This window comes from Flavobacterium sp. ALJ2, from assembly GCF_015594725.1.
Taxonomy (GTDB): domain Bacteria; phylum Bacteroidota; class Bacteroidia; order Flavobacteriales; family Flavobacteriaceae; genus Flavobacterium.
Map to the genome: position 1 here is coordinate 289,537 of NZ_JADNRC010000002.1, position 13,752 is coordinate 303,288.

Genomic DNA, 13,752 nt, shown 5'->3' on the forward strand with positions numbered 1-13,752 from the left:
TAAAATATTAATTATTTTTAATATCCAGTTTTACGTTACTCGCTTTTACACTCGAAATTGAACTCCCTCTAAATGTTGAATTTTTAATTTGATATAAATTTTTTGGATTATTTGAAAAAAAAGACATTCCAGGTCCGCCAAAATTTACAAACTTACAATTCAAAAAAACTGTATTACCATCTGCAAAGAAAAAATTTGTATTATTTCCATTAATAGTAGAATTTTCAACTTTAATTAATCCAACTGCGCTTTGATAAGCAGATGGCTTTCCTTTAAAATCTAGTGACGAATTATTCACATATATTTTTGCTAAACTATTATAATTTAAGAATGCGAGTGCATCTCCACTGTCATTACCATCATTTAGGCCAACATTGATAGTACAATTATTCAAATGAACTTCTGTCTCATCATTTAGTGCATTTACAATTCCAAAATTAAAATCTCTCATTTTCACATTCTCTAATTGAAAAAAAGTGACTGCCTTTTCTTCAATATGAAGACATTTAGCGTATCCTTCAATATTCAATTTTTTTAAATATACTTTATATGGAGACAAAGAAAACTCAAATGTTAATGCTGATCTACTTCTTCGATTATTGCTTTTTTTTCCATAAAAAGAACAATCTTCAATTACAATATTGGCATTCTCATTTATTTTTGCATGAAATATAGCATCTCCAAAAGCATCTAAATCTAACTTATTTGCAAATGGTGTTAGACCTCTACCTCCTACATTTATAAACTTACATTGCTTGATTTTACTTTCTGAAACTTCATGAATTCTAATACCATAACCGAATATATTCTTAAATATACAATTTTCAATATCTACTTTTTCTGCAATAAACTGTCCTCCTATATAAATATCATTATCATAGGAAGTAATAACCTCTGTGCTTTTCTGATTTATACCGTCAAATATCAGACCCGAAATAGCAATTGCTGTATCATGATTTTCTTCTGGATTTTCAAGTATATCTATAGAATTAAATTCTCTACCTATAGATATAAAAACATGCTCTTTAAAAGATGTTAGTTTGTAGGCTGTAGTAACATCTGTGATTTTTGGCGTTATGGTTGCTCCATTTGAGATAATATTAATTTTCTCACCTTGTGACAAACTTACCCTTACACTTTTATTAAAGTTGTAACTTTTGCTTGTTTTAGGCACATAAAGTGTTTGTTTGTTTTTTATACAATATACAATAGCTTTTTGAAATGCATCTGAATCATCAACAATTCCATTACCAATCGCACCAAAATCTAAAACAGAAATAGAGTTTCCATTTGTTTTTATTACAGTATTATTTATAGCAAAACTAGAAAATGAAAAACTAATAAAACTTAGTAATATTATTAATTTAATCTTCATTATATTTTATATTTATGTAAATATGTTAATATTAATCTTCGTAAATGCTTTAATTTTTCAATTGCTTTAATTTTAAAATATGTCTTAAAATCAATCATTTTATTAAAATATAAATTGTCATAACACTTTATAACTCCATAATGCATCTGTAATAAATTTGATGACAATCCCTTATCTCCAAAAGGACGTTTGTAATCGATGTTTTTTGCTCCAATATAATCTAGCTTGTAAAACCTATTCTTAAAAACAATACTCAACCACAAATAATAATCTTCTGAATATTTCATTTTTTCATTAAATCCTCCATTATCCCAAAAGCAATCTCTATCTAAAACGACACAAGGTGTAGATAAATAATTTCTTATAAGTAGTTTTTTAAATGAAACTTCCCCACTAAAATTATTTGGAATAGCCAAATATTTTGTTGCCGTAATTTTATATTCACGATTGTTATCTAAAAACTGTTTTGAAATTCGAATATGATCAAAAAACCATTCATCATCACTATCTAGGAAAGCTATATGACTAGAGGAAGCTAATAAAACTCCATTATTTCGTGCTGCGGATGGCCCTTGATTTTTTTGTTCAGCCAAAATAAACTTGATTTGTTTACTAGCATTTTTAAAAAAATCTCTAATGATATTTACAGATTCATCTGTACTACCATCATCTACAACAATTACTTCATTTACAGTTTCAGTCTGAGTTAATATAGATTCAAGACATACCTTAATCGTTTTTCCAGAATTATAACAAGGAATTATAACTGAAATAGTTACTCCTGACTTCATATTATAGTTTTCAATTTTATAGCCAAGTTTGTTAAATCATTTTCATTTTTAAATTTTACTATATTTTTTCTAAAATTCACTAATTTTTCCTTAAATCCATCTCTTTTTAATTCATCAATAGTAAGTTTAATATCATCTAAATTATTACATAGAAACCCCATCTCTCCATAACTATCAAATAACCATTGAAAAAAATCGTTTTTTATTGATATTATAGGAATATCTAATCTAATCGCTTCAAAAATAGCTCCACTTGCACAAAGTTCATATGCGGTATTATCATAAAAAAAAATTATAAAATTTAATTTTGAAATTTCAATTTCAAAGTTTTTTTGTGAAACAAAAGAATCTGAGTAAAGTTTTTTAACTAAATCCGTATCAAAAGGATTAAGTTCTGGCAATATTTTCCCTATAGTAATAAAATTAATTTTGTCTTGAATTACATCAGCTTTATAATATTCTGCCAAAGAATAAATATAATTAGAATTTTTAGATAACATCTGTGTTCCTATTGCACCTATATTTAATAATTGATCATTAGTATTATTTAAATCCTTTAAGTAATAATCAACGGAAAAATTATACGGATGCAATATAGAATAGGTTCTTTTTAAAATACGCTGACTTATAATTGTTTTTAAACTTTTTTTAATATTCCCCCCCAGTACAATATATTTAGTTTTTTTGGTGCTTAAATAAATTCCTGCTTTAAGAATAATTCCTAATAAAGTTTCGGATTTACGTTTTCCACTAATTTTCAAGAATTCTAACTCTCCATGTAGTACAATTATATGTTTTGATTTCTTTTGAAATAATATTAGAAAATTTAAAAAAAAATGTCCCGTTGGAAATAGACATGTCCATACAAACAACTCACTTTTAAGAAGTTTGCCTTTTCGAAGTATCTTAACAATTTGAATACATTCACCAATAATCTTAGATGCCCATCTAAATTTCTTTTCATCATAATAACCTTCAAAAGGTAAAAATTCCAGATTGTTAAGTTGTTTATTACTTAAACTTTCTTTTACTGTATTATTATGATTTGTTTCAGCATAAAATATTATTTTTTGAGATGGATACAATCCAGACAACATTTCAATAAAACAACTATTTACCTGAAAATGAACTTCTCCCGTATGGGTAACTTCACTAATTATTATAACATCATTCATTATACATTTCTTTCTATTTTTTTATCAAAAATTGAATTATAAGGAACATAAAGATCATAATATGAATTGATTAAAGCACTAAATCTTGCCCATGAAAAAAGGGTTATTAATACAAAAGCAAAAATCATCTTTTTTTTATGTGGTTTATAATATAATAAAACGTAGCTAATTAAAAAAATCTCAAATATTAAAAAGGGAACTGAAGCTCTTGCAAATATTGCTAAATCTTTTGCAAATAGGAAATAGATAATATTCCCTACGATATAAAGATTTAAGTAACCCTGAAAATAAACGAACCTCCCTTGTGATTTATTTTTAACATATAAAAACAAAGGAATCAATATTAATCTTTTTACAATCCCCATTATATACAAAACCAGAAGATTACTGTTGGTATTTAATCCTTCACTATCATTACTTAAATAATTACTAATTTTCTCTCCCACAAAACCTTCCAAACCTAAAGCCTTGAGTAATAAATCTAAAACTATATTACCAAATCCTATTAATCCTAAGAAAATACTAAAGAAAATAATATAATAAAAAGATTTATCAGTAAATTTCTTCCAATAAATATAATATGCAAAAAAGTATAATAATGATGAAGTATGAATACTTGCAGCTAATCCTACAAATAACAGAAATAAAATAGGCTTTTTAGTTATTATAAACCAAGTACTAAAAAGCGTTAGAGAAATAGCTAAATTTTGACGAACTGCAAAAATATCGGCAAAATAATAACATAGATACAGAAAAACTAATGTGAAAAAAGTCTCCTTATGATATTTCAAAAAAAATATAAATTTTAATGAAATGCATAAAAAAGAAAGTATTAATAAAAAAACTGTATATTCAGATGTTAAGTCTCTAATAGTAGCTAGAAAAATAACAAATCCAGGCTCAAAATTAACTGCATAATCATCTGAAAAATAACAAAAAGAGTCAAAATAAGATTCCCAATCAGTACCGGTTTTCCATCTTAAACCCGCAAACATCCACAAAATTACAAATACAGTTATACTACCAAAAAACAAGTAAATTTTTCTGTATAATACTGGTGTACGGATATAATCTGTAAAACTTAAAGCTGCGAAGAAAAAAAATAAAACTATATATGTAATCAATATCTATTAAATCTTTACTGGTTTCTATTTAAAGCATAATATATTAAATTATAGTAATTGCTTCTTAAAAACTTCGAGGAATCTTGTACCCCATCGTAAATCTGGTTCCATATAATTACCCTCAGCCCACTCGTTCCAAGATTTAATAAAAATAATTTTATGTTCATCAGCTTTATCTTCTACAAGTTTAACTACATCCTTAACATGTTTTTCAAATATTTCAGGCGTAGAATTAGTCATAACAAGACCATCACGTCCACTCCTAGGTGTGTGATCCCATCCCGGAATTATACTAGGGTAAACTTTTTCTTGCTTGTCAATTTCAGGTATGATAAACCACTCAGACATAGCCTCGTATGAATATGCATTGGGTATATTTCTAAATAATTTATTTAATTTACCATACACTTTAGTAATAAACGATCTGTTTTGTACAATATATCTATTTAATCTTGTTGTGTTTACAGCATCAAGACCCGTTGATAATATATCCTGAACACTGTCATTCATATCATTATTATGCCCAACAAAATGAATGCCAATTAAATTATTCACTACGGCCAATTCCCTCCAAACCTTCATAAAGGCGATTACCTCAGGATTTGCCAATGGCTTATAAATCATAAATAATGGTTTTCCATCAACAGTTATATAACGCTTATCTTTGAATGCAGGTAATACTTCATAAAAATGAGCAGTATAATCTTCAATCCCAGGGTATAACTGCTCTATTAAAATATTACGATTTATCAAACCATGATCAAACCCTTTCCAAGTTTCATTCGCCCAAGCTAAACAAAATGGAAAATCAGGTTCCCCTGATTCTAGTACTTCATTAAATGGTCTATCAATCAATCTCTTTCCATTTCCAAACCAATAATGCCAATAACAAAACCCCTCAACTCCATATTCTCTAGCCATATCAGCTTGTGCTTGACGTGTTTCCGAAAGTCTTAAATCATAATATCCTAAATCTGCAGGAACCCTTGGTTGATAGTGTCCCTTAAAAAGGGGTTTTGCTTTGCCAACATTTGTCCATTCGGTAAACCCTTTTCCCCACCATAAATCATTTTCTGGTATTGGATGATATTGTGGCAAATAAAAGGCCAGTACTCTTGCTTTTTTTTTCATTAATTAATTTCTCTTATTATTCGAGCAGGATTTCCACCTGCAACACAGTTTTTGGGAATCGATTTTGTTACAACTGCATTTGCTCCAATTATTGCGTTTTCTCCAATAGTAACTCCTGGCAAAACAACCACACCTTCTCCTAACCAAACATTATCTTCAATAATAACAGGCCCTTTACTATATAATTTTCTTTGTGCTGGAGGCAATAGCAAAGCCTCTTTTGTAATTTCTCCATGAAAATGATCACTTATATAAACCTTGCTAGCAATCAAGACATTGTTTCCTATATTAATCTTATTTATAGCTCCTATGTGACAATCCTTTTGAATAGAAACATTATTACCTATAATAATTTCCGGATTAAATTTGTCCCCTAGAAATTCGTCAATAGCATCTAAACGCAAACGTTGATCTGCTCCAACATTTGTTCCGATGGAAATATACTTTCCACCTTTCAAATATAGTGGATAAGCAAAAGAAATACTTTCGCCTATATTTCTAAATTCTCTGGTGTACCAAAAGGTATATAGTAAATTAAAAAAAACATCAATAGTAATTGATATTTTTTTTGAAAAAATAAAAGATAAAATTATAATACTTTTCTTAACTATCTTTTTTATTATTCTTTTCATTTTACCAATTTTCTAAATAATAATAATAATAACATTGGATAAACGTATGGTTCGTACCAATATTTTTTAAAAATGATTTTAAAGACTCCTTTACTTTCAAAATCGAAATTTTCTTTCTTTGAAATTGTTAATGTAACAAACCATGGATAAACAAAATAGCGACATAATCGATACTTTTCAAGTTCATAAATAAAAAAAGATAATCTTTCTTTCTTTATAATGTCAAGATAATCCTGTACAAATGTTTTAAAAACATTATAGCCTCCTTTTTTTTTAGGTATTGTCACATTAAATAAATCTTCAAAATAGATTATAGTCTCTTTTCCATTTTTCACTATACTATACATCCATTCTAATTGTGGAAAATGAAGTGATGCATATTTATTCTTATCTTGTACCTTATCATAATCTTTTTTCCAAAAACCTATAGCTGCTGTCCATGTTGTATTATAACTACAGTGATAAAAAAAAGAAGAAATAGAGTTTATCGTTATTTTAGTATCATGATTATTCAAAAAGTTTGGATAAAAGAAAAGATTAACATTATCATTTTCATACATTTTAATCATTTTGACCATTTTTCCCAAAGCGCCTAATCGAAAAGTAAATGTATCATTATATAATCTGATATATTTTCCTGTGGCATAAGATAAAGCAGTAGTTAAATTAAAGAATGAAGTGTTTTTTTCATTACAATAATATTTAACAACTGAGTATTTTGCAACCACCTCTTTTGTATTATCTGTTGAACAATTGTCTGAAACTATAACTTCAATATATTCGGTATTAAAGTCTGGGTTTTCTAAAAGTTTCTTCAAAGTCTCATCTAATATATCGCAACGATTATAAGTTGGTATACAAATAGAAAGTAGTTTAATGCTCATTTATTAAATTATTTATTCTTCCTGATTTTATTATTTATAAATCCATTAATGTCCATGATTCTATTAAGATTAATATAACTAAATATTACTACTATTAACATTATAATTAAACTTATAATATATTGAATATTATTCGAAAGTAAAGTGACATTTGTTAATGCTATAATAACCAAGAGACCAAAAACAAAAGTGTATCGAAGATTAATAGTACTAAATTTAAAATTAGACAAATAAGTTGTACTCCCATAGACAAGAATAAATCTGATGGCGCAAGCAAGAACATACGAATACCCTACGACTTTGAACCCATAAAAATTCCACCCAAAATATAAGATTACTAAAAAAACAATATTCCAGACACTTTCAATTACAAAACTATACAACCCTTTGCTTTTAGCCAAAAACATAACTCCTAGTGGCCAAGATATTATAGTAAAAAAAGTTCCTGAAATAAGCCACTGTAAGACTGGTATCGCAAGTATGAATTCACTACTGTATAAAACCTTAATGATAAGTTGTGCAAATACTATTATACCGATTATCATTGGAGATGCCACTAGAAATGCAATTTCCAATTGTTCATTAATTAATCTATTAACTGCAACATTATCTTCATTTACCTCTGTAAGTCTTGGAAAAAAATCAGCTAACATTGCATTAAGTATCACACCCAAATACATAGTCGCGATCATCCAACACGCTTGAAAACATCCAACAGCATCAATATTCATTTTCTTTAACAAGAAAGACCTAACGAAATACAAAGTGATTGTTGCCATAATCCCAGTTATGGTAATAAAAAAACCTAAACGAACCATTCGGGTTCCTCCCTTAAAGGTTTCTATAAAAGAAAGGTCTACTTTTTCTAATTTAATATCTCTAGTAAACCACCATGATAAAGCAAGAGCACCTAAACTTGTCAAAACCATACCAGGAACAATTCCATCAATTCCAAGTATCCAATATAATGGTAAGGTGATAACTGTACCAACAATTGCTCCATAGAAAGTTGCCTTTGCCATCAAGTTAATTTTTCTCAAACCTTGAAGTAATGCAAGTTGTCCCCCTGAAACACTAATAATCAAAATTGTAATTGATACAATTACAATACTTAATGCATATGAATTATTTCCAAAAGAATACTCACTTAAAGGAACACAAAATACAATAGTCAATATTGTACCTAATACGCCTGTCCAAAAAGCCCATCTCCGTAATATTCTAATTGTTTTTGAAATCTTCTTTTTATCATTTGTTACGTTACTTTCTGCAACGTCCTTTATTCCGCTAAAATTTATTCCAAAACCAGTAACTTGCCTAACTAAATCAATAATATTTTGAAAAACACCAATATAACCTATACCCACAGGACCCAATAAAACTGCAACCACTTTCGTTCTAATTATTCCAATTAAAATAGAGGCTATTTGTGATCCTCCAACTATACTGGTACTCTTAAGTATTTGCTTATGCGTTTTTGCTTCTTCTTGCACTATTTTTTTAATTTATTACGAGTTATTAGATAACCCATTTTAACATTTGAGACAATACATACGTAAATTTTAAAAAAAACACTAACTGGCAAATCACTTTTAAAAAAGGCCTTTGAAAATGTAAAAGCAATTTTAATTAATTCAATGATAGAAACGTTACGAGACTTGACGAAATAATGAGTACAAACTGAAGAATCCTCCAGAATATTTTTAAATCCTAAAGTAGAAGCCAATAATCCGCTTAAAAAAATTTTAGCAAGAACTTTATTCTTTTCTTTCCTAGCAATTTTTAAAGAATATAAACTTTCACTATAAACCATAAATTCTTCAATCCTTTTTGAAGGAAAGAAAAACACTTCATTCTCATTAGTATATGTAAAAGAGCTAACTTTTTCACAATCTTCTTTCGTTTCTGTATAAAAAACTGGCAACATAATAATTTTAGATTGTCCTAATGTAGCTATCTCTGCATTAATTAAATCCGTATAGAAACCAAATTTTTTATTTTCTGTAAAAATCTGATTTAGCAAAGGTAAGCTCTTTAATACATCTGTCTTATAAAACATTCCAGACGGGTGTGCTGATAAATATGCCATATTATACAATGAAGCAAATCCTTTGTTATACAAAATATCAGGGCTATCTTTTATGCTATTTAATTTACAATATCCAAATAAAACATCTGAATCTTCTTTAAGTCGTTTAATTAAAAATCCAACCTTTTCGTAATCAATTCTATCCTTATCTAAACATAAAAAACAATATTCACCTTTCGCAAGCTTTAATGCTTTAAAAATGTTTTTTATACCCCCAATATTTTCTTCATTTCTTACATTGATAAATCGATGATCAACAATCTCACTCAATAATGAGCTCGTCCTGTCCGTAGATAAATTATCAACTACAATTACTTCAATATCATCTCCTTTATATTTTAATATAGAATTAACTAATTCATTAACCTTATTTCCTCTATTATATGTTGGAATACAAATACTAATTACAGGATTACTGCTCATAACTCAGAAGAGATGAATAAGATTTGTTTCATTTCAAAAAAAAATGATACCTCAGTAAAACACATCATTATGTTCATTTTTAGACTTCTAAATATTTTTTAATACCTTCCTTTAAAAAAACTTTAGGTTTCCATTCCGGAATAACCTTCATTATTTTTTCAGTATTTAAACCTAGGAATGTCATTCCTTGATCTCTTGTCACAATTTGACTGTGTCCAATTTGTTTTTCACCCATTATTTCATAAATTAAGCTAACTAAATCTTTTATTTTAATCGAATCAGTACAACTTGCAACGTTATATACATCAGAGGGCACTTCTGTGCTAATTATTCTATCAATTAAATCAACTAAATCTGAAATGAATAGATATTGTCTAACTTGATCTCCTGAAGACAATTTAGAATCCAATTTTGCTTTAATATTATTAATCACATATGGAATAAGTCTATTTTCATTCTCATTTGGACCATATATTGACGGTAGTATTAAATGATACCATAAAATATTAAATTGTTTATTTAAATAAAAGTTACTTAAAAGTCTCTTAGAATCACAATAACTATCAGAAATAGTACCTGCAGATCTAATAACTTCAATTTCATCTAATAATTTTATATTGTCATTAGTTCCAATTTCAAAATAAGATCCGAAGGTTATGAATTTTCCTTTATATTTATTATCATTTAAAAAAGTAACTATTTCTATTGGCAAAAAAAGATTAACCTGATATAATAATAAATTTGCTGGTCGATTATTAGATTGTACCCCAACAGCAGCAGTATAAACAATAACATCATAATCTAACAATGACTTTATATTCAAAGGTACAGTAGGATAATCAAAATTAATATAAGAAACAAAAGGCAACGATTCCCCTGCTTTTTCAATATTCTTACCATAAAGGTAAATATCATTGCCTTTAGAAACTTTCTTAATTAAATTTTTTGCTAAAAAGGAATTACTTCCTATTACTGCTATTTTCTTCAAAATTTATATTTTCAAAATTATTAAATATTAAACTACAATGTTTTAGCTAAAAAAACTTTTTAGCTAAAATTGCATTAAGAACTTAGGTATTCTCGAATAATATTTGCGATATAATCATAATGGCTTTCATTTAATCCTGGCCAGACACCTAACCAAAAAGATTGGTTCATGATAATATCAGTATTTGTTAAATCTCCAACTACGCGATGCTCTATGTTAGCATATGCTGGTTGTCTTAATAAGTTTCCTCCAAATAATAAACGTGTACCAATTTTATTTTTTTCTAAATGTTGCACTAACATGTGTCGATCATTTGCATCCCCTTCTCTAAGAGTCAATAAAAAACCAAACCAAGATGGTTCCGAATTTGGAGTTGGCTCAGGAAGTATAAATACCTCTTCAAATTCTTTCATTCTTTCATACAAAGCGGCATAATTTTCTTTACGGCGTTCTACGAATTGATCTATTTTTTTTATTTGTGAAACTCCAAAAGCTGCTTGCATATCAGTAACTTTTAAGTTAAAACCAATATGTGAGTAAGTATATTTATGATCATATCCATAAGGCAATGTACCTAATTGTTGACCAAAACGACAGCCACAAGTATCATCTTTTCCAGGCTCGCAATAACAATCACGTCCCCAGTCACGGAAACTTTCCGCTAATTTTGATAAAATTGGATTGTTTATTAAAACAGCTCCACCTTCACCCATTGTAATATGGTGTGCTGGATAAAACGAGAATGTAGCGATATCTCCAAATGTTCCCGTTTTTTTTCCTTTATAAGTTGCCCCAAGTGAATCACAATCATCTTCTACTACCCATAGATTATATTTTTTTGCCACTCTCATAACTTCATCCAAGTCAAAAGGATTTCCTAATGAATGCGCAATCATAATTGCCTTTGTCTTCGGGCTTACTGCAGCCTCAATCATATCTGCTTTAACATTATGCGTAGCAATATCTACATCAATAAAAACAGGAATCGCCCCAAATTGAATAATTGGATTTATTGTGGTAGGAAATCCGGCGGCGACGGTAATAACTTCGTCACCCGGTTTAATCGCTCTATCACCTAATTTTGGAGATGTTAAGGCGTAAAATGCTACCAAATTTGCTGAAGAGCCTGAATTTACTAAAAGAGATCGATGTGCTCCAAAATAAGCAGCAAAATCTGCCTCAAATTTATTAGCAAAACGTCCTGCCGTTAACCATCCATCAAGGGCCGCATCAACTCCCATTAAAATATCTTCTTCATCAAGAACTTTACCTGTAACAGGTATGTAATTTTCACCTGCGATAATAACTTGCGTAGATTTCTTTTTTGCTATTTCTCTTAAACTTTTTAACAGAGAATCTTCTTTTAAATTTTGTAACATATGAATTTATCTTTAACAGTAATTTTATTTATATTTTTATGTTGCTTCCATTGCTATTGGCTTAGCAAAAGGTTCCATTTCGGTAATTGGTCTACCAAAAGCAATTTTAGGATAGGTATTTGTGTGTGGATCAATCATCACCTGTAGTAATTGTGGTTTCTTTTCATTTTCAACATTCCATAGCCAATTAACAGCATTTTCAATTTCTTTTTGATTTTCGATTGTTTTTGCATCTATTCCATAAGCCATAGCCACTTTAGCAAAATCAGGCGCGTCATACCCCCAATAAGTTGATTGATAACGAGATTCAAAATAACTATCTTGAAATTGTCTTATCATCCCTAGGGTTCTATTATTTAAAACAATGATTTTTATTGGAAGTTTATTTCGAACAATAGTTTGTAATTCTTGAATATTAATTTGCATGCAACCATCTCCTACAAGAACAACTACGGGCTCTTTATTTAATCCAATGCTTGCTCCAATTCCTGCTGGTAATGAAAATCCCATGGCACCCATTCCACCTGAAGTTAAAAATTGCTGATGCTTATAAATTTCTAATGATTGTGCTGCCCACATTTGATGGCTTCCAACATCTGCTAAATAAACTTTAGCTTTCTTCGATTTATTAGAAAGCAAATGCATAAAAACATTTGGATTAATTCCTTTAGCATCAAGTTCCTTAATATCTGGCCAAGTATTTTTTAAATCATTGATACGTTTATTCCACTCTTCTTTTGAGATAAAAGAAATATTGAACACAGCTTTTTCAAATTCAGTAAAGAAAAACTTCAAATCAGTTATAATTGCTTTACAACCTTTAACTCGATTATTCACTTCTCCTTTTTCACAATCAATATGATATATTTTTCTATTTTCAATAAATTTAGTATCTGCTCCAGTTTGTCTAATATCTAACCTACTCCCTAAAACAATAAGTAAGTCACATTCACCAAAAGCAATATTAGCCCATCTATTTCCATAACTTCCGATAAATCCAACACGTTGTGAATTATCGTAAGCTATTGTATCTAACCCTAATAATGTCGTAATAACTGGGATTTTGGTTTTTTTAATAAAATCTAAAAATTGTTCTTGACTTTTACTAGCCTTTATACCTCTTCCTGATAATATAAGAGGCTTTTTAGCTTTTTTAATATTTTCAATTAAACCTTCTAAAATAGTAGAATCAATTCCTAAAGATTTAATATTATTATCAATAAGAAAATTATCTTCTATTTGAATACGTTGAATATCCATAGGAATATCAATAAGAACAGGTCCAGGTCTTCCTTCTAAAGCAATTTTAAAAGCACTTTCAAATATATTTGGTAAATCGTTTGCGTCACTTACATGAAAACAAGCTTTAGTTATCGGTTTAGCCATTGTAACAATATCAGTTTCCTGAAAACCCAATTGTCTAATTTCTCTATCCCCTTTTAATTCATGTCTATTAACCTGACCTGTTATAAAAACAGCAGGAGTCGAATCAAAATAACAACTACCTATCCCAGTCAATAAATTAGTAGCGCCTGGACCAGAAGTGGCTAATGCGATTCCTGGTAATCCTGTAACCCTAGCATAACCTTCGGCGGCAAAAGCAGCTCCTTGTTCATGATGCATTGTAATAATATTAATATCTGTTTTTTGATTTAAAGAATCAAGTATGTGTGTTATCATACCTCCTGATAACTCAAAAACACTTTTAATCCCTTTCTTCATCAAGAATTCAGCAATGAAATCAGATGCTTTCATCATAGT

The 13,752-nt window shown here is 28.6% G+C and carries 12 protein-coding genes; all 12 read right to left on the bottom strand.

Translation table 11 applies throughout. The features are described from left to right. Nucleotides 1-7 precede the first annotated feature (7 nt). The 12 genes from IUY40_RS03670 to IUY40_RS03725 all read right to left on the bottom strand — a co-directional run bounded on the left by IUY40_RS03670 (nucleotide 8) and on the right by IUY40_RS03725 (nucleotide 13,749). Entirely contained in the window at nucleotides 8-1,375 is a 1,368-nt protein-coding gene (locus IUY40_RS03670; protein WP_195735534.1) for a hypothetical protein, read from the bottom strand. Further along, nucleotides 1,375-2,166 (bottom strand): glycosyltransferase family A protein, encoded by a 792-nt coding sequence (locus IUY40_RS03675; protein ID WP_195735535.1) that lies wholly within the window; start codon nucleotides 2,164-2,166, stop codon nucleotides 1,375-1,377. The genes IUY40_RS03670 and IUY40_RS03675 overlap by 1 nt, the downstream gene beginning before the upstream one ends. After that, entirely contained in the window at nucleotides 2,163-3,341 is a 1,179-nt protein-coding gene (locus tag IUY40_RS03680) for a hypothetical protein (protein ID WP_195735536.1), read from the bottom strand. The genes IUY40_RS03675 and IUY40_RS03680 overlap by 4 nt, the downstream gene beginning before the upstream one ends. Continuing rightward, the gene (locus tag IUY40_RS03685; RefSeq protein ID WP_195735537.1) at nucleotides 3,341-4,465 is read right to left on the bottom strand and encodes an EpsG family protein; all 1,125 of its coding nucleotides are present in this window, start codon (nucleotides 4,463-4,465) and stop codon (nucleotides 3,341-3,343) included. Before IUY40_RS03685 ends, IUY40_RS03680 begins: the two co-directional genes overlap by 1 nt. 48 nt (nucleotides 4,466-4,513) lie before the next feature. After that, nucleotides 4,514-5,596: a glycoside hydrolase family 99-like domain-containing protein gene (locus tag IUY40_RS03690; RefSeq protein WP_195735538.1), complete on the bottom strand. Its 1,083-nt coding sequence runs from the start codon at nucleotides 5,594-5,596 to the stop codon at nucleotides 4,514-4,516. Next, nucleotides 5,596-6,228 (bottom strand): acyltransferase, encoded by a 633-nt coding sequence (locus tag IUY40_RS03695; RefSeq protein ID WP_195735539.1) that lies wholly within the window; start codon nucleotides 6,226-6,228, stop codon nucleotides 5,596-5,598. The genes IUY40_RS03690 and IUY40_RS03695 overlap by 1 nt, the downstream gene beginning before the upstream one ends. Then, nucleotides 6,225-7,112 carry a glycosyltransferase family 2 protein gene (locus tag IUY40_RS03700; protein WP_195735540.1) on the bottom strand — a complete coding sequence of 296 codons (888 nt, stop codon included), beginning with the start codon at nucleotides 7,110-7,112 and terminating at the stop codon, nucleotides 6,225-6,227. Before IUY40_RS03700 ends, IUY40_RS03695 begins: the two co-directional genes overlap by 4 nt. An 8-nt stretch (nucleotides 7,113-7,120) precedes the next feature. Then, on the bottom strand, nucleotides 7,121-8,605 hold the full coding sequence (locus IUY40_RS03705) for an O-antigen translocase (RefSeq protein ID WP_195735541.1): 1,485 nt from the start codon (nucleotides 8,603-8,605) through the stop codon (nucleotides 7,121-7,123). Continuing rightward, complete coding sequence (locus IUY40_RS03710; protein ID WP_195735542.1) at nucleotides 8,605-9,624, bottom strand: glycosyltransferase family 2 protein; 1,020 nt, start codon at nucleotides 9,622-9,624, stop codon at nucleotides 8,605-8,607. Before IUY40_RS03710 ends, IUY40_RS03705 begins: the two co-directional genes overlap by 1 nt. Nucleotides 9,625-9,703: 79 nt before the next feature. Beyond that, the gene (locus IUY40_RS03715; protein ID WP_195735543.1) at nucleotides 9,704-10,612 is read right to left on the bottom strand and encodes an NAD(P)-dependent oxidoreductase; all 909 of its coding nucleotides are present in this window, start codon (nucleotides 10,610-10,612) and stop codon (nucleotides 9,704-9,706) included. A 74-nt stretch (nucleotides 10,613-10,686) separates the two neighbouring features. After that, entirely contained in the window at nucleotides 10,687-11,991 is a 1,305-nt protein-coding gene (gene rfbH, locus IUY40_RS03720; RefSeq protein WP_195735544.1) for a lipopolysaccharide biosynthesis protein RfbH, read from the bottom strand. 36 nt (nucleotides 11,992-12,027) lie between these two features. Beyond that, nucleotides 12,028-13,749, bottom strand: coding sequence for a thiamine pyrophosphate-binding protein (locus IUY40_RS03725; RefSeq protein WP_229335347.1), 1,722 nt, complete (start codon nucleotides 13,747-13,749; stop codon nucleotides 12,028-12,030). Nucleotides 13,750-13,752 lie beyond the last annotated feature (3 nt).